Source organism: Streptomyces sp. QH1-20 (assembly GCF_041283565.1).
Taxonomy (GTDB): Bacteria; Actinomycetota; Actinomycetes; order Streptomycetales; family Streptomycetaceae; genus Streptomyces; species Streptomyces syringius.
Window position 1 is genome coordinate 971,606 of record NZ_CP166299.1, and the last position, 24,957, is coordinate 996,562.

A 24,957-nucleotide genomic window follows, 5' to 3' on the forward strand; every position below is an offset into this window, starting at 1 on the left:
GGCCCGCGACGCCGCAACCGGCCCCGGCATACGCATCGAGTCGCCGCGCTCGGCCATTTGACTTCCCAGCCCCCGGGAACTCACGGCAGGACGGCGACCCGCCGAATATAAGTCCGGCTATCAGAATCCCCAATGCGACCTTATGCCGCGAGAGCGCGGCGACCTCTGCGCGATCAACTGGCCAGCTTTCTCTTGACAGTCGACGACCGCAGCTGTTTCCTTGACCGTGGCCGATACACCCAAGTCCGAATACAATGACGCACCTTCAGGTGCACAACTCGGGACCCCTCATTCGGTGCACGTCCGACCGTAATGACGCGTCCCGCCATTCATCCTGCGCTCTTTTGCATGTCACGCACAGGAGAGTTCAAAGCAAACAGTCGGGTACCCGGCGTTTTCGCTGACAGGGCACCCGTGCACGGGGGAGCACGAGCCGACGACGCTCCCTGCGTGCCGCCATATCGTGGAAGCAGGGGGCGACAGTGAAGGTTCTCCATGTGCTGGTCGGCGCAGAGCTGGGCCTGCTGGGCCAGGACATTGCCGATTATCTTGTGGATGCCGGCCACTTTGTTTATGCGCTGGACAGCGACCCGTCGGTCGACTCCGGCGTGTGGTGTGAGCGTTTCACCCATAACGCGAGCGTCATCGAAGAAGACGCGTTGGCGACTCGGCACATCGACTACGAATTAGCCGCCGCAGGCACCCCGGGCCGCTCCTCGGCCCCGGTCCTGGCGCTCGAACTCCGGGCATCCGAGGGCGAGTCGATGTTCGCCTGCTTCCTGCAGACGCCCGATCGCGAGGCCCTCCTCTGCAGCAACACTGACGCAGGTCACCGGCCCGGCAGCGCCACCGGCCCCTCGGCGGCCGACCTTCGCGCAGGTCTTCTGGACACCTGCGTCGACGCGCTGATACGCCTCTCCCGCGAAGGCCATGAGTCCCTTGCGTTCCACTCCCGACAGGAACGCCCTCATGACCTTGCCGAACTGATCGCCTGGGAATCCACTGCCGCCGCTCTTACCGAGCGCTGCCGTTCCGCGGACGCACGCGAGGACCGCTTCGACATCGCGGATCTGATCGGCACCGATCACCCGGACCATTCCGTCGATGTCTTCGAGTACCGTCTGGGCAAACACGCGCAGACGCTCACCGTCGACCGGTTGGAATGGCTCTGCCTATTTCTGCAGATGCAACTCAATTCCCGCAAGGCGGGCCTCTACAGCTACGACGTGAGCACCTCCGCCGGCCGGGTACGCAAATATGTGGAGGCGAGCCGGAGCCTTCGGTCCGCCGATCTGGCAATGCAGTTCGACGACCCGGTCCATCGCGCGTACACCAATGCTTTTCATGATTTCGACGCCGTTTATCATCACGCCCGGGATCCACGGGTCACCGTGGAGTTCGACGTCACCGAGGGCACAGCCGCCGCCGACCGCGCGCCCGTACTGAGCCTGCGTTACCGCAGCGGCAGCGATTCCCTGGACGTCGTCACCACCGGCCGGCTCCCTTTCTTCAGCGTCCTGCGCGAGCACCTGGACAGCTTCTTCGCCGGGCTCCACCGTTTTGCCGAGGGCGCGGCCCCCCTGGGTGAGCTGCTGGCCCTTCCCGCAGATCTGCACCGCCGTTTCGATGCCGAGCTGCACCGGACGCGCGCGCCGTTCCGCGACGACCAGCCCATCCACCGTCTGATCGAGGAACAGGCCGCGCGGTACCCGGAGCACACGGCCGTCGTCCACGAGGGACGTTCCCTCACCTACCGGCAGTTCAACGAAGCGGCCAACCGATTCGCCCGGTTGCTGCGCGAGCGGTACGCACCCGAGCCGGGCGATCTGATCGCGCTGTATCTGGACCGTACCGAGAATCTGCTGATCGCCGCGGTGGCGGTCCTCAAACTGGGCTGCGGCTACGTGCCGTTGGACCTGAACTCTCCCGTCAACCGCACCGCCGGGATCCTGGCCGGCGGCCGGATCGTCCTGGCCGTGAGTGACACCGCCCATTGCGCACGGCTCGACGGAATCCCCGGCACCCTGCCCGTGATCGCCATGGACTCCGACGCGATCGCCGAGGCATGGGCCGGGTACCCGGGCGGGGACATCGGCGCGCCCGTGTCCAGCGGCGACATCGCGTATGTCATCTACACCTCGGGCACGACCGGCAAGCCGAAGGGCGTGGCCGTCGAGCACAAGAGCTATGTGAACATCGCCACCGACATCGGCCGTTGCGTCGACTTCCGGCCGGGCGAGCGGATGCTGGCGGTGACCACCATCGCCTTCGACATCTCCACGCTCGAGATCTTCATGCCCCTGCTGCACGGCGGAACCGTCGTCATGGCGGGCCGCTCCGACCTGCTCGACGTCGGCAAGCTGATCGGCCTGATCGAGCAGGGCGTGTCCATCGTCCAGGCCACGCCCTCGCTGTGGCACTTGATCACCCAGAGCCTGGACGGCAAGCGGCTGCCCATTCGCGCACTGTGCGGTGGCGAGGCGCTCTCCCCCCAGCTCGCCCCCGTGCTGGCCGCGTCCGTCGACACCTGCTGGAACGTCTACGGGCCGACGGAGACCACGGTGTGGTCCACCCGCCGTCTCCTGACACCCGAGGCCCCCGAGCCGCTGATCGGCAAGCCCGTCGCCAACACCCGCTGCTATGTCCTCGACGAGGACATGCAGCCCCTGCCCCCGGGCGTCGTGGGCGAGTTGTTCATCGGCGGCAGCGGGCTGGCCCGCGGCTATCTGGACGAGCCGGAGCTGACGGCGAACGCGTTCGTCGCGCCGCCGCCCGCGCTGAGCCGCAGTGGTCCGGCCGTACCGGAAGAGCGCATCTACCGCACCGGCGACCTGGTCCGTGCGCTGCCGAGCGGGGACCTGGAGTTCATCGGCCGTAACGACTTCCAGGTCAAGCTGCGAGGGCACCGTATCGAGCTCGGCGAGATCGAGAGTGCGCTCAGCGCCCACCCCGCCGTGGAACAGAGCCTCGTCGTCGTCCACCAGCCGGACGCGTCACTGGGCGACGAAGCCCGCTCCCTGGTCGGCTACTACGTCTCCGAGGAGCCGGTCGACAGCGACGAGCTGCGGGATCACCTGGCCTCAGCACTCCCGGAGTACATGATTCCGGCCGTGCTGATCCACCTGGAAAGCATGCCGCTGAACGTCAACGGCAAGGCCGACCGAAGCGCCCTGCCGGACCCCGCGCGGTTCCTGACCCGGGGCTACGTCGCGCCGGCGACCGAACTGGAAACGCGGCTGTGCGGCATCTGGGACCAGGTGCTCGGCAGCGCCGCGAAGGGCGGCCAGTGCATCGGTGTCACCGATGACTTCTTCGGCTTCGGCGGCAACAGCATCCTGGGCATCAAGCTCGTCAACAAGATCAACAGCGAGCTCGGGTCCGACATCCGGATCCGTGACGTCTTCCGCGAGAAGACGATCCGGCGCCTGGCGCCCCTGGTCGCGGCCAGCCTCGGTGACTTCGCCTACCGCGACTTCGTGCTCGACGGCATCGACACCGATCGCCTCCACGAGCCGTTCCCGCTCACCAATGTGCAGCAGACCTACTACCTGGGCCGGTTCAACAGCTTCGAGCTGAGCAGCGTGTCGACGCACGTCTACAGCGAGTTCCGCTACAGCCGGATCGACCACGAGCGGCTCGAGGCGGCCTACAACCGGCTCATCGAGCGGCACCTCGCGCTGCGCACGGTCTTCACCGACGGACAGCAGCGCTTCCTGCCCGAGGTGCCTCACTACCGCATCGCCTTCCACGAGCTGAAGGACCAGCAGGAGCTGGAGCGGCTCCGGGACACGTACTCCCACAAGCTGTACGACCCCGAGCAGTACCCGCTCTTCGACATCGTGCTCAGCCGCCTCGACGGCGTCTACCGGCTGCACATCAGCTTCGACGCGCTCATCATCGACATGGGCAGCTTCGACATCCTCTTCGACGAGTGGGCCCAGCTCTACGCCGACCCGCAAGCCTGCCTGCCCGACCTCGGCATCAGCTACCGCGACTACGTGCTGCGGTACGAGCAGGTCCGTGAGAGCCCGCTCCTGCTCCAGGCCCAGCAGTACTGGCAGGACAAGGCCGACGACTACCACCTCGATCTGAGGCTGCCGCTCAAGGAACGCCCCTCGGCCGTCGACAGCCCCGTCTTCCGGCGCAAGAGCCGGGTGATCCCCACCGCGGTGTGGGGCGAGCTGGCCGCCAAGTGCACCCGGCACGGCATCAGCCCGACCGCGCTCGTCGTCGAGCTGTTCAGCCGGGTGCTCAGCCAGTGGAGCGGCCAGGACCGGCTGTGCATGAACCTCACGCTCTTCAACCGGCTGCCGCTGCACCCCGACATCAACGGCGTCATCGGCGACTTCACGGTCCTGGAGCTCTTCGACTACCGGGCCGAGCGCGACCTGGGCATCGCCGACAAGCTCCGCCGGGTGCACGGCGATCTGCTGCAGGACGTCGACAACAACCTCTTCGACGGTGTCGACTTCCAGCGTCTGCTGAAGATGCACCACTCCATCCCGGTCGGCAAGATCGTGGCTCCCGTCGTCCTGACCAGCACGCTCGGCGCCAAGGGCAATGCGAGCATGTTCGAGCTGCCCCTGGACGACACCTACCAGGGCGTCGACTACTCGATCTCGCAGACCCCGCAGGTGTGGCTGGACAACAAGGCGTACGAGACCGACGAGGGCTTCGTCGCCGAGTGGGACTACGTCGAGCAGCTCTTCGACACCGCCGTCATCGACGCGATGCACGACGGCTACTGCCGTCTCATCGAGCAACTCGCCGCGCTGGACTGGGAGACGGCCCCGTTCCCGTCGCTCCCCGTCCCGGCCGAGGACCTGGCGCTCATCGAGGCGGCCAACGCGCACGACCGGCCGGCGGACGAGCGCACCCTCTTCGGCCTCTACGAGAGCGGGCTGGACGAGGCCGACCGCTCCCGGGCCACCGCCGTCATCGACGCGGCCGCGGGCACCTCCTACACCTACGAGCAGCTCCACCGCGACTCCGTCCGGCTCGCGGGAGCGCTCCTCACCCCCGGCACGCTGGGCGAGGAGCGTGAGACCGTCGCCGTCCTGGCGGAGAAGGGCTACCTCCAGGTGGTCACCACCCTCGCCGTGATGAAGGCGGGCTCGGCGTACGTGCCGATGAACGTGGAGTGGCCCGGCGCGCGTATCGGCGAGGTTCTCGAATCGGCGGGCACGCATGTGCTGTTGGTGTCGCGTGGGCAGTTCGCGCGGGCCGACATACAGGCCCTGGGTTCGGTGTGCCGTCTGCTGGTCATCGAGGACCTCCTGGAACAGGACCAGCCCGGTGCGGACGAGACCTCGCTGCCGGTGGTGGGCCCGGACGACGTCGCCTACGTCATCTTCACCTCAGGATCAACAGGCCGCCCCAAGGGCGTGACCATCAGCCACCGCGGCGCCGTCAACACCCTCCTCGCCGTCAACGAACGCTTCCACATCACACCCCACGACCGCGTCCTGGCCCTGTCCGAACTCAGCTTCGACCTCTCCGTCTACGACCTCTTCGGCACCCTCGCCGCCGGCGCCACCATCGTCTTCCCCGCACAGGAAGAAACCAAGAACCCCACCCACTGGGCCCACCTCGTCGAACACCACCAGATCACCGTCTGGAACAGCGTCCCCCAACTCGCCGGACTGCTCATCGACGAAGGCGGAAACCTCCAATCCCTGAGGGTCTTCCTCCTCAGCGGAGACTGGATCCCCACCAGCCTCCCCGACCGCATCCGCGGGCTCATCCCCCACACCACCGTCATGAGCCTGGGCGGCGCCACCGAAGGCAGCATCTGGTCCATCTGGTACGAGATCGACCACGTCGACCCCGCATGGAACAGCATCCCCTACGGCGTCGCCATGCCCAACCAACGCATGTACGTCCTCAACCCCCAAGGCGAACACTGCCCCACCGGCGTCATCGGCGAAATCCACATCGGCGGCACCGGCGTCGCCCTCGGCTACTGGCACGACGAGAAACTCACCAACGAGCGCTACACCGAACACCCCACCCTCGGCCGCCTCTACCACACAGGCGACCTCGGCCGCTGGACCCCCGACGGACACATCGAATTCATCGGACGCAACGACTTCCAAGTCAAACTCAACGGCTACCGCGTCGAACTCGGCGAAATAGCAGCCAAGCTGACGCGTTTGCCGGGGGTCGACCGTGCCGTGGCCAGGATCCAGCAGGGCGACAAGCACGACCGGCTGGTCGCCTACCTGGTTCCCTCCGCCGACTACGTCTCTCTGGCCGGGGCCGGTGATCCGGACCTCGACAAGCAGACGTTCCTCCTGAGCGGGCACGGCGTGCTGGAGACGGCCTCGCCCGGGTTCCGGCTGGAGCCCCGCCTCGATCCCGCCGCGTACGCCCGGGCCAAGAGCTACCGGCAGTTCCTGGACGACGACATCGAGCCCGAGCCCCTGCACAAGCACTTCTCGGAGGTGGTGGCGTCCGCAGCGCACAGCCCCGCGACGGGCCGGGCGACGCCGGCCCTCGAGGACTGGTCCGCGGTGCTGGGGCAGTTGTCCGCCGTGTCGCTGCCCGACCGGGCGCTGCCGAAGTACCGGTATCCGTCGGCGGGCAGCGCCTATCCGGTGCGTACGTTCGTCCATCTGTCGGGCCGGGCCGAGGGCCCGGTCGGCGGAGACCACTACTATCACCCGCTGACCGGCGAACTGTGTCCGCACGACCTCGCCGCGACGGCCGGTCCGTCGTCCGCGGCCGAGGGCGACGAACTGCACCTGGTGGTCCACTGGCCCGCCATCACCCCCCTCTACGGGGAGCGTGCGCGGCACCTGGCGCTGTTGGAGACCGGGCACATGCTCGCCCTGCTGACCGAGGCCCTGGACGCACGCGGTATCGGGTACGAGGTCCTGCTGGACGAGCGGACGCTCGACGACGAGCACACGATGGTGTGCCGCATCGTCCTGGGAGGCACGGGCGGCTTCGCGCCGGCCCGGCTCGACCTGGCCTGCTTCCTGCGGGAGACCGGCACCACGCACTACGTCGAGCAGGACGGCAGCCGCCGCTACGCGGCCGACGAACTGCCGGTCTTCGACCGCACCAGTGATGTGTACGCGATTCTCCGCCGCGCCCGGTGCCTGCTGACGCTGGAAGGCGGGGGCGGGGTCCACGAGGCGGTGTCGGCCGGCTTCCTCTTCCAGCGGCTGAGCGAGCGGCTGCGTGCCGACGGCATGGGCACCTGCCCGCTGGGGCTGCGCATCACCGAGCACGGCGTCTACACCATGGCCGTCGGGATGGTGGATGAGCCGGCACGCGAGGCCCCGGACAGCCCGGCCGACCCGCAGACGCTGACGGAGGCGGTGACCCGGGAACTGGCCGAGGCGCTGCCCGACTACATGCTGCCCAGCGGTTACGGCGTCCTGGACGCGCTGCCGTTGAGCGCCAACGGAAAGCTGGCCGCCGACCGGCTCCCGCCGGTCGAGTTCGCCGGCGTCCACGTCGAGCCCGCGCCCGGGACCGAACGCACCCTGGCCGAGGCCTGGTCCGACATTCTCGGCCGGCCGGTCACGGCGATCAGCGCGAACGACAGTTTCTTCTCCATCGGCGGCAACTCACTGGCCGCCATGAAGCTGGTGCGCCTGCTCCAGCAGGACCTGGGGTTCGAGCTGAAGCTCCGGGACCTGTATCAGAACGACACGATCCTCAAGCTTGCTGAGCACGTCGGCACGGCCCAGGCGGACGCCGTGCGCGAAGAGGGAGAGCTGTGAACCCCGAGCTGGAACTGCTGAACGACCTCCGGTCCGCCCGCGTTCTCATCTGGAACAAGGGCGACGACCGGCTCGGCTTCTCCTTCCCCCAGGACACCGGCTTCCCCCCGGAGCTGAAGGACCGGGTGAAGGAGCACAAGGAGCGACTGCTCCGCGTCCTGGAGCTGACCGGCATCGACTCCCAGGAGCGCGCCCGGCAGGCCACGCACTACAAGCTGCCGGACGAGGCGCACGACAGGTCGATCCGGACCATCCAGAAGGGCATGTACCTGCAGAGCAGGATCGACGAGCTCGGCTGCACCTACACCATCCCGCTGTTCGTCGAGCTGACCGGCGCCGACGCGGAGTCGGCCGAGCGGGCGGTCCGCGCGCTGCTCGCGGCGGAGCCGATCCTGCGGATGCGCGTCCACGAGGACCTGTCGTACGAGCTGGTGCCGGGGGACGCGTACGAGATCGCCCGCACCCGGGTCACGGCGAGTGAGCTGGACGCCCTGCGGGACGACCGGGCCCGTACGGTCTTTCCGCTCGCCGACGGACATCTGATCCGCCCCGAGGTCATCGAGCTGACCGACTCCCCCACGGTGACGGTGGCCCTGACGCACCACCACATGCTGTCGGACGCCTACTCGATGGAGCTGCTCGCCGCCCGGCTGGCCTCGATCCACGACGCTTTGGCGCGCGGCACCGACCCGACCGGCGTGGGCGAGGCCACCCCGGCCCTGAACTATTTCGACCTCGTGGCGCAGCAGCGGATCGAGCTGGCCCGGCCGGAGTACACGGCCACCCGCGACAGGCTCGCCGACCGGTTGGCCGCCGCCGGGAAGCTGCGCCTGCGGCGCAACCCCGCGCGCGGGGCCGACAACCGGGCCGGGACCCTCGACTACGCGCTCGCACCGGAGACCCGCCGGGCGCTGTCCGAGCTGGCCGGGCAGCACGGGCTGAGTCTGTACTCGCTGCTGTTCACCGGTCTGTACCAGACGCTGAGCAGCTTCGCCGGCGGCCAGCACGACTTCGCCGTCGGCATCACCGTCGCGAACCGGCCGCCCGCTTTCCAGTCCGCTGTCGGCCCGTTCATCAACACACTGCCGCTGATACCGGAGTTCCGGGGCGGTGACCGCTTCCTGGACAACGCGCGCCGGGTCAACGAGGCGGTCATCGACCTCAATCAGCACCACCAGCTCAATCTGGACATGCTGACCGGCGCCCTGCCGGGCGGCGCCGCGGACCTGGCCGACGTGCTCCAGGTCCTCTTCACCATGCACAACTTCGCCCCGGTGGAGAAGGCGGGCACCGCCCCCGGCCACCGCGTGCTGCCCTACCGTGATCTCGCGGAGAAGTTCGGCATCTCGGTCATCGCCAAGGAGGACGGCGACCGGGTCACCTTCACGGTCACCTACGCCGAGGCGCGCTACGAGCGCGACTACGTGCGGGCGCTCTTCGACACGTACCTCACCGTGTTGCGCTCGGCGGCGGCCACGCCGGACGAGGTCACCGACCGCCTGGACCTGGTGGATCCCGAAGGGCTGCGGCAGATCGCGGAGTGGAACCGCACCGAGTGGGACCACGGCACCGTGCAGACCGCGGTCGAGATGTTCGAGCGCCAGGTGCGGCGGACCCCGGACGCCCCCGCCGTGATCTACCGCGACCGGGTGCTGAGCTACCGCGAGCTGAACGAGAGCGCCAACCGGCTGGCCCACCTGCTCACCGAGCGGCACGGGGTCTCCGTCGGCAGTCTGGTCTGTCTGCTGCTCGACCGCAGTGAGCACATGCTGATCGCGGTTCTGGGCGTCATGAAGGCCGGCGGCGCCTATGTGCCCGTCGACCCCGGCTCACCGCACGAGCGGATCCGGTTCATCCTCTCCGACACCGGCAGCCCGCTGCTGCTCACCGACGAGCGCAACGCGGCCGGCTGCCACGACGCCGCACTGCCGGTGGCCGTGCTGTCCGTCGACGGCGCCGCCGACGAGCTGGCCGCACAGCCCTCCGGCGACCTGGGTCTGCCGCTCACCGGGGCCGATCTCGCGTACGTCATCTACACGTCCGGCACCACCGGAAAGCCCAAGGGCGTGCTGTGCGAACACGGCGGTCTGGTCAACCGCATCCAGTGGATGAACCGGGCGTTCCCGCTCGACCCCTCGGACCGCGTACTGCAGAAGACGTCGTATGTCTTCGACGTGTCGGTGTGGGAGCTGTTGTGGGCCAACTGGTTCGGTGCGGCTGTCGTCTTCGCCGAGCCCGAGGACCACAAGGACCCCTATGCGCTGATGGAGCTCGTCGAGCGGGAACACATCAGCGTCATGCACTTCGTGCCCTCGATGTTCAGCGCCTTCCTGGAGACGGTGGAGGCCTCCGCCGGACCCGTCCGGCAGGGGCTGGCGAGCCTGCGCTACCTCTTCTGCAGCGGCGAGGAGCTCAAGCTCGCGCAGGTGCGCGCCACGCACGCGCTGCTGCCGGATGCGCGTCTGCACAATCTGTACGGCCCGACCGAGGCGTCCATCGACGTCCTGCACCACCCCTGCACCGACCCGGCGATCGACACCGTGCTCATCGGTACGCCGATCGACAACACGCAGGCGTACGTGCTCAACCCGGCCCGCAGGCCCCTGCCCGTCCAGGCGATCGGTGAGCTGTACCTGGGTGGCGCCGGTCTGGCGCGCGGGTACCTCAACCGGCCCGAGCTCACCGCCGAACGCTTCGTCGAGAACCCCTTCGGTGACGGGCGTCTGTACCGCACGGGCGACCTCGTACGGCGACTGCCGGACGGGTCCATCGCCTTCATCGGCCGCGACGACTTCCAGGTCAAGATCCGCGGCTACCGCATCGAGCTCGGCGAGATCGAGGCGGCCCTGGCCCGGTACCCCGGCGTCAAGCAGGGCATCGCCCTGGTCCAGCAGCCCGACCCGCAGCGGCCCGAACACAAGTACCTGGTGGGCTACTACGTCGCGGACCGCCCGTTGGACGAGACCGCCATGGCGGGTGCGCTGCGTGCGAGCCTGCCGTCCTACATGGTCCCCAGCGCCCTGGTACACCTGTCGTCCCTGCCCGTGACCGTCAACGGCAAGCTCGACCGCAAGGCGCTGCCCGACCCCGGTCCCTCCGACGCCGGCCAGGAGCACATCGCACCCCGCACCGCCCTGCAGGAGCGGCTCCGCGAGCTGTGGGCCGCGTGCCTGGGCCTGCGCCCCGACGACGTGGGCATCCGCGACGACGCGACCCGGCTGGGCATGGACAGCATCGTCGCCATCCGGCTGGCGAGCCGGCTGCGCCGCCAACTCGATCTGGCGATCAGCGTCCGGGACGTGTTCTCCCTGCCGACCATCGAGCAGTTCGCCGACTTCGTCGAAAGCCGCCAGGACGCCGCGGCAGCGCCGCGAGCCGATGTACTCACCGAGCAGGGGACCCTGGCGGGCGAGCTGGAGCTGCTTCCCGTCCAGTCCTGGTTCTTCGGCCAGGAGTTCACCCGGCCCGAGCACTGGAACCAGGCGTTCGTGGTCCGTGCGCCCGAGCTGTCGCTGCCGCGGCTGGAGTCCGCCCTGCGCGCACTCGTCGCCCGCCACGACGCCTTCCGGCTGCGCTACCGCGGCACCACACAAGCCTATGAGCCCGGCGCCCCGTTCCCGGGCTTCAACGTCCTCGACGTGCGCGGGCTGCCCGGCGCCGAAGGCACCCCCGAGTTCACCGAGGCCCTGCACCGGACACTGACCGGATGGCAGCGCGGCTTCGACCTCGAACACGGACCCGTGTACGCCCTCGGCTATCTGCACGGCTACGCCGACCACACCAGCCGGGTGTTCTTCGCCCTGCACCACCTGATCACGGACACGGTCAGCTGGCGGATCCTGGCCGAGGACCTGCGCGCGCTGTACGAGGGGCAGCAGCTCGGCGAGAAGGGCACCAGCTTCCGGCAGTGGACCGGCGCGGTCTCCGCGTACGCGCACGAGCGGCCGGAGCAGAGGGCCTACTGGGAGGACCTGCTCAGCGACTTCCGGCCGGACGAGCAGGACCGGCCCGGCTCCACGGCGGCCCACACCGAGCAGTTCGCCCTGAGCGAGCAGGACACCCGGGACCTGCTGGGACCGGCGCACCGCGCGTACCACACGCACGTCGACGACCTTCTGCTGACCGCCCTCGGCCGGGCCCTGGAGGCCGTCGGCGGCGGGCGCACCCATCACGTCATGCTCGAAGGCCACGGGCGCGAGGACATCGGCCCCGCGCTCGACGTCACCGGCACCATGGGATGGTTCACCACCCTGTACCCGGTGCGGCTGCCCTTGGGCGACGACATCGGCGAGAGCGTGCGGAGCGTCAAGGAGAGTCTGCGCGCGGTGCCCGACAAGGGCATCGGTTTCGGCCCGCTCGTCGGCTACCGGGACCACGCGCTTCCCCACATCTGGTTCAACTACCTGGGCCGGCTCGACGGCGAGCAGACGGGTGCCGGCGACTGGCAGCTCGTGATGGAGGACAGCGGCGAGACCATGCCGCCGTGCAACACGTCCGACGCGCTGCTGTCCGTCTTCGCCTACGTGACCGAGGACCGGCTCCGGGTCCGTGTCGACAGCCGGCTGGCCACCGAGTACACCGGCGCGCTGGCCCGGGCCCTCGAAGCCGCTCTCGCCGAGGTCGTCGGCCACTGCACGGGCCGGACGGCCACGCTCTACACGCCCAGCGACTTCCGCGAGGTCCGCGGCGAGGCCGATCTGACGGCCCTGCCCGCGGGCATCGGCGCGGACCCGGGCGGCTGGTTCGACATGACCGAGATCCAGAAGGCGTATCTCGTCGGCAGGCTCGGCAACTACGAGATCGGCAACGTCGCCAACCACGTCTACAACGAGTACCTGTACCGGGACCTGGACACGGACCGGCTGGCGGACTCGGTCCGGCGGCTCGTCGCCGAGTGCGACGTACTGCGCACCGTCTTCTCCTACGACCGGCTCCAGCAGCGGGTGCTCGACGCCGCGGACGTCCCGCCCTTCGAACTCGTGGTCAACGACTTCACCGCGCACGACTACGACGAGTCGAAGCTGACCGCCGTCCGGGAGCGGCTCTCGCACCGGCTCTACGACCCGGAGCGGTTCCCGCTGTTCACCCTGGAGGTGAGCCGCTTCAAGGACCGCTGCGTGCTGCACTTCAGCTGGGACCTGATCATCCTCGATGTGCAGAGCAGGCTCGCCGTCCTGCGTCGCCTCGATGACATCTACCGGGGCGCGGAGCGGCGTGCGGAACTGCCGCGGGCGAGCTTCAAGGACTACCAGGACTACACCGGCCTGCTGAAGAACTCGCAGTGGTACGCGGACGACCGCGCCTACTGGCAGGACCGGCTGGCCGGCATGCCGCTGCGGTGCACCCTGCCGTTCAAGGAGTCGCCGGACGCCGTCGACCACCCGCGCTTCGAGGAGCACACCCTCCACGTCGCCCCCGACGTCTGGGACCGGTTCAAGGAACAGGCACGGCAGCACGGGGTGTCCACGTCGTCCGTCCTGCTGAGCCTGTTCGGCAGCGTGATCTCCTACTTCTCCGGGGCCCGTGAGTTCCCGCTCACCCTCACGCTGTTCAACCGCCATCCGGTCCTGGAGGACATCGATTCCCTCCTCGGCAACTTCACCTCGACCGTGCTGTTCCACTACGTCGACGAAGGCGCCGACATCGCGTCGCTGACCCGCCGCACCCACGACACGCTGTGGGAGGACATCAGCCACGCCCTGTACTCGGGCGTGGAGGTCCAGCGTGATCTGAGCAGGCTGCACGGTCTGGACACGACCAAAGCGGTCTCGCCGATCGTGTTCACCGGCGTGATGGGCAACGAGACCCGTGACTTCGAACGCGCGGCCTACCTGGACGACAGTGAATTCGTCGAGGAGCGCCACTGGAGCGCACAGACCTCGCAGGCATGGATCGACCTCCAGGCGATCGAGGTCGACAGCGGCTTCATGAGCAAGTGGCTGTACGTCGAGCAGCTCTTCGACCGTGATTTCATCGAGCACCTCAACCGGCTCTACTGCCTGCTCATCGAGCGTCTCGCGGACGGCGACTGGGAAGCCGGGCTGCCCAGGGACCGGTATCTCCCCGACACCGACCGCGCCCTGGTCGCGGCGGCGAACGCCTTCGACGGCGAGGCCTGCGAGCAGACGATGTTCGGTCTCTACGAGGAGCGGTGCCGCACCGAGGGCCGGGAGGGGGCGACGGCCGTCATCGACGCCGGGACCGGTCGTACGCACACCTACGGCGAGCTGATCGAGCAGAGCCGTACGCTCGCCCTGCGGCTGCGCACGGAGCTCGGCGACGCCTCCGGTGAGCGGCTCGCCGGCGTCCTCGCGGAGAAGGGCCACAGCCAGGTGCTGGCCACCGCCGCGGTCATGAAGGCCGGCCTCGGCTATCTGCCGTTGCACGTCGACTGGCCGGCCGGCCGGATCGAGGAGATCCTCGCCCAGGCCGACGTGCGTACGGTGTTGGTGTCGCGTGGGCAGTTCGCGCGGGCCGACATACAGGCCCTGGGTTCGGTGTGCCGTCTGCTGGTCATCGAGGACCTCCTGGAACACCACACCAATGCGGAAGAGTCATCGCTGCCGGTGGTGGGCCCGGACGACGTCGCCTACGTCATCTTCACCTCAGGATCAACAGGCCGCCCCAAGGGCGTGACCATCAGCCACCGCGGCGCCGTCAACACCCTCCTCGCCGTCAACGAACGCTTCCACATCACACCCCACGACCGCGTCCTGGCCCTGTCCGAACTCAGCTTCGACCTCTCCGTCTACGACCTCTTCGGCACCCTCGCCGCCGGCGCCACCATCGTCTTCCCCGCACAGGAAGAAACCAAGAACCCCACCCACTGGGCCCACCTCGTCGAACACCACCAGATCACCGTCTGGAACAGCGTCCCCCAACTCGCCGGACTGCTCATCGACGAAGGCGGAAACCTCCAATCCCTGAGGGTCTTCCTCCTCAGCGGAGACTGGATCCCCACCAGCCTCCCCGACCGCATCCGCGGGCTCATCCCCCACACCACCGTCATGAGCCTGGGCGGCGCCACCGAAGGCAGCATCTGGTCCATCTGGTACGAGATCGACCACGTCGACCCCGCATGGAACAGCATCCCCTACGGCGTCGCCATGCCCAACCAACGCATGTACGTCCTCAACCCCCAAGGCGAACACTGCCCCACCGGCGTCATCGGCGAAATCCACATCGGCGGCACCGGCGTCGCCCTCGGCTACTGGCACGACGAAAAACTCACCAACGAGCGCTACACCGAACACCCCACCCTCGGCCGCCTCTACCACACAGGCGACCTCGGCCGCTGGACCCCCGACGGACACATCGAATTCATCGGACGCAACGACTTCCAAGTCAAACTCAACGGCTACCGCGTCGAACTCGGCGAGATCGAGAGTGCCCTCTCCCAGGACCCGCGCATCTCCCAGAGCGTCGTCCTCATCAAGGAGTACGACACCGCGGCCGATCGCCGTCGGCAGGCTCTCGTCGGTTACTACGTCTCCGACACCGCACTCGACCCCGCTCCCCTGCTGGAGCGGTTGTCCGGGAGCCTGCCCGCGTACATGGTCCCCGAGGCGCTGGTGCACCTGCCCGAGCTGCCGTTGAGCCCCAACGGCAAGCTGGACCGCAAGGCCCTGCCCGACCCCGGGACCGCACACGCCGCCGAGCACGTCCCGCCGCGCTCCGAGCGCGAGCGGCAGCTGCGCGACGCGTGGGCCGAGGTGCTGGGCATGCCGCGGGAGCGGCTCGGCATCACCGTCGACCTGATGCACCTGGGCATGGACAGCATCGTCGCCATCCGACTGGTGAGCCGGCTGCGCAAGGAGCTCGGGCTGCGGGTCAGTGTGCGCGATGTCTTCGCCCACCGCACCATCGAGCGCTTCCACGACCGGGTGGTGGCCACCGCCGGGTCCGGCGCCGGGCCCGCGGTACGGACCGAACAGGGCACCCTGGAGGGGGACGCGCCCCTGCTGCCCGTCCAGTCGTGGTTCTTCGCCCAGGACTTCCCCCGGCCCGGGCACTGGAACCAGTCCTTCCTGGTCCGCACGCCCGAACTGGCACTCCCCCGGCTGGAAAAAAGCCTGCGCGCCCTGGTGGCCCACCACGACGCGTTCCGACTGCGCTACGACCTGGCCGCACCGGGCGGGCCACGGCAGTACTACGACACCGCGGCTGATTTCCCCGGGGTGCGGGTGCTCGACGTGCGCGACCTGCCCGGCGGTGAGGGAACCGCCGAGTTCGACGCCGCTGTGGAAAGCGCTCTGACCGCATGGCAGAGCGGCTTCGACCTGGCGAGCGGGCCGACGTACGCCTTCGGCCTTCTGCACGGCTACGCCGACGGCAGCAGCCGGGTGTTCTTCGCCCTGCATCACCTGATCGTCGACACCGTCAGCTGGCGGATACTCGCCGAGGACCTGCGCGCGCTGTACGAGGGACAGCAGCTCGGGAAGAAGGGCACCAGCTACCGGCAGTGGACCGACACGGTCGCCGCGCATGCCGAGCGGCACGCGGACGAGCGCGGCTACTGGGAGGGCCTGCTCGCCGACATGGACGAGGCCCCGGTCCTGCGACAGGACACCGGAGCACCCGTCGAGATCGGGATCTCCCTGGACGCCGAGCGCACCGCGCTGCTGCTGGGCGAGTGCCAACGCGCGTACCGCACCCGCATCGACGAGTTCCTGCTCACCGCCTTCGGCCAGGCGCTGACCGAGCTGACCGGCCGGTCCGTCAGTCATCTGATGGTCGAGGGCCACGGGCGCGAGGAACTCGACGCGGGCGCGGACGTCAGCCGTACTCTCGGCTGGTTCACCACGCTCTACCCGGTGCGCCTGGAGGCGGGCGGCGCACCGGCGGACGCCCTGAAGTCGGTCAAGGAGAGCGTGCGGGCGGTCCCCGCCAAGGGCATCGGCTTCGGGCCGCTGGTCGGGTACGCGCGCGAGCTTCCCCAGGTCTGTTTCAACTACCTCGGCCGGCTCGACGCCGACGAGCACGGCGACTGGCAGACGGTCGACGGACCCAGTGGTGACTGGCTGCACGAGGCCAACCTGCTGCCGTACACGGTCTCCGCGGCCGGCATGGTCGTCGGCGGCCGGCTGCGGTTCACGCTGCTCAGCAGGCTGCCGCGGCAGGACACGGAGCGGTTGGCCCGCGCGTTCGAGGAGCGGCTGGCGGCGCTGGTCGAGCTGACGGCGCACAGCCCGCGCACCTACCTGACGAGCAGCGACATCGACGGCCTGCTGCCTCAGGAGCACCTGGACCGGTTGCAGGCGGACGGCGAGCTGGACGGGGTCTTCGCGGCCAGCAGCCTCCAGCAGGGCTTCATCCACCATGCCCTGAGCCAGGGCGACGTCGACGACGCCTATCGCGTCCAGGCTGTCTGGGACTACCACGGGGCCATCGACCCCGAGCTGCTCCGGCAGGCGTGGGAGCAGGCACAGCAGGCTCTCAGCGCGCTGCGGCTGCGTTTCGACTGGCTGCACGAGATGGTGCAGGTCATCGACCGGCGGTCCCGGCTGACTTGGGAGTTCGTGGACCTGGGCGACCACCCGGACCCCGCCGCGGCCTTCGAGGAGCTGCTGGAGCGCGACCGCGGCATCCCCTACGACCTCGGCACGAGCGGTCTGTTCAGGGTGTACCTGGTCAAGCGGGGGCCGGAGCACTTCACCTGTGTGCTCAACACCCATCACGCGATCCTCGACGGCTGGAGCAGCCCGCTGCTGCTGCGGAACGTGCACGCGTGCTACCTCGCGCTGTGCGACGGCGAGCCGGCGGTGCTCCCGGCGGAGAACTACGCGGGGATCCAGCGCCATCTGCACCGGCACGCCCGTGACCACGAGGCGTTCTGGCGCGGCTACGTGGCGGACGCCGAGGGAGGATGCGATCTCGGGGGGCTGCTGACCGCCGGGTCCCGCCACATCGACCTCGGCACCTACAAGCACATACAGCGCCAGGAGCAGCGTTCGCTGTCCCTGCGACCGGAGCTGCTCGCGGCGCTGCGGTCCGTCGCCCGGACCTTCGGGGTCACCTCGAACGCCGTGCTGCAGTACGCCTGGCACAAGGTGCTGAGCGTCTACGGCCACTGCGACACCACCGTGGTGGGCACGGTGCTGGCCGGGCGTGATCTGCCGGTGGACGGGATCGACACCTCGGTCGGCCTCTACCTGAGCACCGTCCCGCTGATCGCCCGGCACGACACCGGTGCCGACAGTCTGATCGAGGAGATCCAGCGGCTGCAGGAGGACATCCACGAGGTGGGACGGCGCAGCACCGTCGACCTCGCGGCGCTGCAGCCGGGCGGTCGCCGGCTGTTCGACAGCCTCTTCATCAACGAGAGTTATCCCGCGGTCGAAGATGCCGAGCACGAGCGGCTGCTGCGTCCGCGGTTCCGGTTCCGCTACCAGAAGCGGGACTACCCGCTGGTGGTGTCGGTCGCGGAGAAGGACGACGAGGTGGTGCTCACGCTGGACTACGCGGGTGAGCTCTTCGAGCCCGCGACGGTGCAGCGGCTGCTGAGGGGGATGGAGTCGGTTCTCGATCACGTCGCCCGCGCCCCGGAGAGCTCCCCGGCGGACCTGGAACCGGCCGGTGCCGGCGGGACCGACGCGCAGCGACAGTGGAACGACTCGGGCGTCGCCGAGCCCGCCGAGCCCGTCATCCACCGTGCCTTCGAAGCACAGGCCGCCCGCACCCCCGACGCGCCGGCCGTCACCCACGACGGCCGGACGTTGACCTACGCGCAGGTCAACGCCGCCGCCAACCGGTTGGCACGCGTGGCCCGGCAGCAGGTGCCGACCGCACCGGAGGAGCCCGTCCTGCTGCTCCTCGACCGCGGGGTGGACACGCTGATCGGCCTGCTCGCGGTGCTGAAGGCCGGAGCGGCCTATGTGCCGCTCGACCCCGGCTACCCCGACGAGCGCACCGCGCGCATCGTCGAGGGCTGCGGTGCCCGGCTGCTGCTCACCCACGCCCGGCACCGGGAGCGGCTGCGGGCGTGCCACCCCACGCTGACCGTGATCGCCGTGGACGACCCGCTGACCGAGGCGGCATGCGCCGCGGAGAGCGGCGACGACCTGGACGTGGCGGTCGGCGGGGACGCACTGGCGTACATCCTCTACACCTCCGGCACCACCGGGCAGCCCAAGGGCGTGATGGTCGAGCACCTGGCCTTCACCTCCACGGTGGCGGCCATGCGCCGACGGCACTTCCCGGACGCCGGGGCCCTGCACACCTACAGCCTGACCAACTACGTCTTCGACATCTTCGGGCTCGAATACGGGCTGACGCTGCTCGGCGGCGGCAGTGTGGTCATGGGCGACCACCTCTTCGAGGAGCTGGACTGCGCGGCGTACGACTTCGTGCAGATGACGCCCAGCCTGCTGGAGATGAAGCTCCAGGCGCTGCGTGGCCTGTCCGGCACCCGGCTGCTGGTGGGCGGTGAACGGCTCGAACGGCGCCTGCTGCACGCGGCGTTGGAGCACTGCGCGCGCGTGGTGAACGTCTACGGCCCGACCGAGACCACCATCTGGTCCACGTCCCGGGAATACGTCGCGGGCGCGACGGACGACCCGATGGTGACGATCGGCCGGCCGCTGCCGAACGAGCAGGCGCACGTCCTCGACGCGCGGCTGCGGCCGCTGCCCGTGGGGGCGGTCGGTGAGCTGTATCTGAGCGGCGGCGCGCTGGCCCGGGGCTACTTCGGCGACCCCGGTCTGACCGCCGAGCGCTTCGTCGAGAGCCCGCACGAGGGCCACGGACGCCTCTACCGCACGGGCGATCTGGCCCGTCGGCTGGACGGCGGCGAGATCGAGTTCGTCGGCCGCGTCGACACCCAGGTCAAGCTGCGTGGCCACCGCATCGAGCTGGGCGAGGTGGAGAGCGCGCTGTCGGCCCACCCGGGCGTACGGCAGAGCGCGGTGATCATCGGAACGTTGGACGGTGGTACGGACACCTCCGCCGCCGCACAGAGCCTGATCGGCTACTACGTCGCCGAAGCGGCCCTGGACGAGGAGGCCCTCCAGGCCCATCTGGCCGGTCTGCTGCCGGAGTACATGCGCCCCGGTGCCCTGGTGCACCTGACCGAGCTGCCGCTGTCGTACAGCGGCAAGCTCGACACCAAGGCGCTCCCGCGGCCGCGCCGCGGGCGTGCCACCGCGTCCGTGGCCCCGGCCGGGGAGACGGAGCTGACGCTGGCCCGGCTGTGGCAGGACGTGCTCGGTCTGGAGCGGGTGGGCGTGCACGACCGCTTCTTCGAGGTGGGCGGCAACTCCATTCTGCTGACCAAGCTGCACGCCCGGCTGCCGGAGGAGATCCGGCGGCAGGTCAGCCTGACCGAGATGTTCGCCCACCCGACCATCGCCTCCCTCGCCGCCCACGTCGGCGGAGGCCGTGACGAGGCCCGGCCGCGCCGCGAGCCGGAGGTGCGCGGGGCCGCGGGGACCGGTGGCCGGGACATCGCGATCATCGGCATGGCCGGGCGTTTCCCGGATGCCGACACCCTGGAGGAGTACTGGCGGAACCTGACCGCCGGCCATGAGTCCGTCGTCCACTACAGCCGGGAGGACCTGCTCGCGGCCGGTGTGCCCGAGTCCGAGCTCGACCGGCCCGGATACGTACGGGCCCAGAGCGCCCTGCGGGACATCAAGGGCTTCGACGCGGCCTTCTTCGGCTACTCCCGCCGGGAGGCCGAGACGATGGACCCGCAGCACCGGGTGTTCCTGGAGTGCGCCTGGCACGCGCTGGAGGACGCGCACTGCGACCCGTACGCCTACGGCGGCGACATCGGGCTGTACGCGGGTGCGGGGCAGAACGACTACGCCACCGGTCACGTCCTGCCCGGCCTCGGCGATGCCGATCTGGCCACCCGCTACCAGGCGATGATCAACAATCAGGCGAACTTCCTGGCCACCAAGGTCGCCTACAAGCTCGATCTGACCGGCCCGGCGGTGACCGTGCAGACCGCCTGCTCCACCTCGCTGGTCGCGGTGCACCAGGCGTGCGTCGCGCTGCTCGCGGGTGACTGCGACATCGCCCTGGCCGGTGGTGTGTCGATCGGCAAACTGGGCAAGGAGGGCTACCTCCATCAGGAGGGCATGGTGTTCTCCCCCGACGGCGCCTGCCGGGCCTTCGACGAGGCGGCGCAGGGCACCATCGAGGGGCAGGGCGTCGGCATCGTGGTGCTCAAACCGCTCGACCGGGCGCTCGCCGACCAGGACCCCATCCGTGCCGTCATCAAGGCGACGGCCATCAACAACGACGGCCAGAACAAGATCGGGTACACCGCGCCCAGCCAGGCGCGGCAGGCAGCGGTGATCCGCCGCGCCCATGAGAGGGCCGGCATCGACCCGTCGACGGTCGGCTATGTGGAGGCGCACGGCACGGGCACCGCGCTCGGCGATCCCATCGAGGTGGCCGCCCTGCGGGAGGCGTTCGGTCCGGACGACGGCACGCCCCGGAGCGTCGCGCTGGGCTCGGTGAAGACCAACATCGGCCATCTCGACGTCGCGTCCGGTATCGCCGGGCTGATCAAGGCGGTGCTGTGCCTGGAGCACCGCACCCTGGTCCCCACCCTCCACCACACCGCCCCCAACCCACGGCTCGAGCTGGAGAAGGGCCCGTTCCACGTCACCACCGCGTGTACACCGTGGACGAGCGAGCACCCGGTGCTGCGGGCCGGCGTCAGTTCCTTCGGGATCGGCGGTACCAACGCCCATGTCGTACTGGAGGAGGCACCGGAGTCCGCACCGCCGGCCCGGGGACACGATCCCGTACGGGCACAGCGGTTGCTGACGGTGTCGGCGCCCACCGTGGAAGCGCTCGGGCAGCAGGCACGGGCCCTGGCCGGATACCTGACCGAGCATCCCGATGTCCCGCTCGAGCACGTGGCGTACACCCTGCACACCGCCCGGCACCGCTTCCCGTACAACCGGGTGGTCGTCGGCGGCGACCGGCAGGAGCTCGTCGACCGTCTGACGGCCGAGGAGCGGGAGCCGATCGCGTGGCGTGCGGACCGCCCAGCGGTGTTCATGTTCCCCGGGCAGGGCGCTCAGTACCAGGGGATGGGGCAGGCGCTCTACGACGCGGAGCCCGCCTTCCGGTCCCACGTCGACCGCTGTCTGCAGATCATCCGCCCGCATCTGCCCGAAGGGGTCGACGAAGCCGATCTGCTGGGCCGGACCGCGCGGGTGGGGGACACCCGGTTCACGCAGATCGCCCTGTTCATCGTCGAATACGCGCTGGCGCGGTGGTTCATGGACCTCGGGGTCCGGCCGGCCGCGATGATCGGGCACAGCCTGGGCGAGTACGTGGCCGCCTGTCTGGCGGGCGTGTTCTCGCTGGAGGACGCGATGACGCTGGTCCTGGAGCGCGGCCGGCTGCTCGCGGGCACCGCCCCGGGGGCGATGCTCGCCGTGCCGCTGCCCGCCGGGCAGGTGCTGCCGCGGGCGCGGCGGCTCGGCCTGGACCTGGCCGTGGTCGACGACGCCGGCAGCTGTGTGGTCTCCGGTCCGCCGTCGGCCGTCGACGCGCTGGCAGCGGAGCTGTCGGCCGACGGTGTCGCGGGCAGGAGGGTCGCCGTGTCCCATGCCTTCCACTCCCGGCTGCTCGACCCGGTGCTGGAGGAGTTCGCCGCGGTGCTGGGCCGGATCGAGCTGCGCAGGCCCACGATCCCGTACCTCTCCAACCTGACCGGTGACTGGGCCGACCCCGACCGGGTCCGCACGCCCGAGTACTGGACGGCGCAGCTGCGCGGGACGGTGGAGTTCCACCGTGGGCTGACCACGCTGTACGGCTCGGAGACCGCCCGGGGCGGCGTCCTCCTCGAACTGGGACCCGGGCGGATCCTGAGCCGGCCGGCACGCCGGCACCCGGACCGCGCCGAGCACCTGGTGGTGGCGGCCATGCCCCGGGCCGGGCAGCAAGGCGAGGAGCCGGCCGTGGCGCTGACGGCGCTGGGAACGGCGTGGGCCGCCGGCGTCGGTGTCGACGCGTCGGCGTTCCACGGCCTGACGGCCCGGGACCGGGTGCGGCTGCCCGGCTACGCCTTCGACCGGCAGGAGCACTGGATCGACCGTCCGGGAACGGCGGACCGGCCCCAGGCGCCGGCGCGGATGGTGGAGCCGGTGGCGCCCGGCGCCGAGGACGAGGTGAGCGACGTCGTCGCGGAGGCCTGGCGCGCGGTCCTGGGCGTCGACGACGTCCGGCCCGACGACGACTTCTTCGCGCAGGGCGGGGACTCGCTGGCCGCGGTGCAGCTCGTGGCGCGGATCCGGGAACGGGTCGGCATCCGGGTGGAGTTCATGGAGCTGGAGCAGCCGACGCCGCAGGCCCTCGCGTCGCGGCTGGCCGAGCACCTCGACGGCCGGTACACGCCGGAGGCCACCGCCGGGGCCGTGGTCGTCATCAAGAAGGGCGACCCGCAGTCGCGCCCGCCCCTGGTCCTGGTGCACCCGATCGGCGGCGACGTGTACTTCTACCGGGATCTCTCGGCCTGCCTGCCGGACGACCAGGCGGTGTACGCGGTCCGCTCCCCGATGCTCGACGGCACCGCGGAGTTCACCACGGTCGAGGCCATGGCGGCCCATTACCTGGAGCAGCTGGAGGACTTCGGTCTCAAGGCCCCGTACCGGCTCGGGGGTTCCTCCTTCGGCGGCATCGTCGCGTACGAGATGGCACAACAGCTCGACGCCCGCGACGGGTACCGGCCGGAGGTGGCCCTCATCGACAGCCCGGCCCGCGGCAATCTGCCCGCCGACATGACCGGCCAGGACATCATCGACTATCTGCTCCGCTACGGCCTGGCACGGCTGGACTTCTCGATGGCGGAGCTCGAAGCCCTGGACACGGTCGAGGGGAAGATCGGCTACATCGCGGAGAAGGCACGCGGCACGGAGTTCGAGGACATGCTCTCCGCCGACTTCCTGCCCCGCTACATCCACGCCTGGCAGCGGCACAGCCAGGCCATGCACGGGTACGTCCCGCGCCCGTACTCCGGCGACCTCGTGTTCTTCTCGCACCAGGAGGAGATCCCGCAGTTCCCGGCGGGCCAGGCCCCGCGCTGGCGGGAGCTGGCGCGCGGCGGCTGGACGCAGGTGCCGGTGTCCGGCAACCACCTGAGCATGAACGGCCTGCCCCATGTGGCGACGATCGGCGCCCACCTCGCGAAGACCCAGGGAGAACACAGTGAGTGAGAAGACGGCCGGCGCGATGTGCGACGTCCCCGGTGGCAGGATCTGGTACGAGATACTCAACGCCGGCGCCCCCGGAACGCCGGTGGTGACCGTCCACGGCGGACCCGGCACCCCGCACGACTATCTGCGTCCGCTGGCGGACCTGCTGCCGGGCCATCCCGTCGTCGTGTACGACCAGCTGGGCTGCGGCCGCTCGGCGGGGCCCACGGACCCCGGCCTGTGGCGCCTGGAGCGCTTCGTCGACGAACTCGACGCACTGCTGGGTGCCCTGGGCCTGGAGCGCTTCCATCTGCTCGCGCATTCCTTCGGCACGATGATCGCCTGTGACTTCGTCCTGCGGGGCGGTCCGCGCCGCCCCGACCGGCTGGTCCTTCTCTCGCCGGTGCTGAACGTCCGCAAGTACGAGGACGACATGCGGCAGCTGCTCTTCAGGCTCCCGGCACAGACGGCCCAGGCACTCAGCGACGGCCTGCGGACGGGGCGGTACGACACACCCGCGTTCGCGGAGGCGGCGATCGTCTTCGCCGAGCGGCACATGTGCCGCACCGACTGGCCGGACGTACTCATGGACGCAACCTTCGGCACCGCGGCGCACGTGCGCGACGCCATGTGGGGCCGCACGGAGTTCCAGCTGACGGGCAGTCTGCGGTCGTACGCGCCTGCCGGGCAGCTGGCCGGGCTGGGGCCCGGCACCCTGCTCGTCTGCGGGGAGCACGACTTCGTGCCCCCGCGGGCCTGCCAGGCGTACGCGCGGGCGATCCCCGGCGCGGACGCCGTGATCATTCCGGATGCGTCACACATGCCGCATCTGGAGGAACCGAAGCTGTTCGCCGAGGAACTGCTGGCCCGCATCGGTGACTTCGCAGGTCAAAAATGACTTGTGGGACCAAGTGGCCGCGTGCTTACGTTGGGGCGACAGCCTCGACTCCCAGAAGGGGACACGGTGCAACCGGCGTTATCTGCCGCAGGTGGTGCGAGGGCGAGCCGCAGGCCTCTGAACGCCCACACCATCTGGTGGCCCTTGGTCCGAAGACCGGTGCCGGCGCATC

The 24,957-nt window shown here is 69.8% G+C and carries 3 protein-coding genes; all 3 read left to right on the forward strand.

Annotated elements, in window-relative coordinates; translation table 11 throughout:
- Positions 1-482 precede the first annotated feature (482 nt).
- The 3 genes from AB8O64_RS04435 to AB8O64_RS04445 are packed head-to-tail and all read left to right on the forward strand — an operon-like array spanning position 483 to position 24,785.
- Positions 483-7,733, forward strand: coding sequence for an amino acid adenylation domain-containing protein (locus tag AB8O64_RS04435; protein ID WP_370417961.1), 7,251 nt, complete (start codon positions 483-485; stop codon positions 7,731-7,733).
- The gene (locus tag AB8O64_RS04440; RefSeq protein WP_370417962.1) at positions 7,730-23,908 is read left to right on the forward strand and encodes an amino acid adenylation domain-containing protein; all 16,179 of its coding nucleotides are present in this window, start codon (positions 7,730-7,732) and stop codon (positions 23,906-23,908) included. Before AB8O64_RS04435 ends, AB8O64_RS04440 begins: the two co-directional genes overlap by 4 nt.
- Entirely contained in the window at positions 23,901-24,785 is an 885-nt protein-coding gene (locus AB8O64_RS04445) for a proline iminopeptidase-family hydrolase (RefSeq protein WP_370417963.1), read from the forward strand. Before AB8O64_RS04440 ends, AB8O64_RS04445 begins: the two co-directional genes overlap by 8 nt.
- The last annotated feature ends 172 nt before the right edge of the window (positions 24,786-24,957 follow it).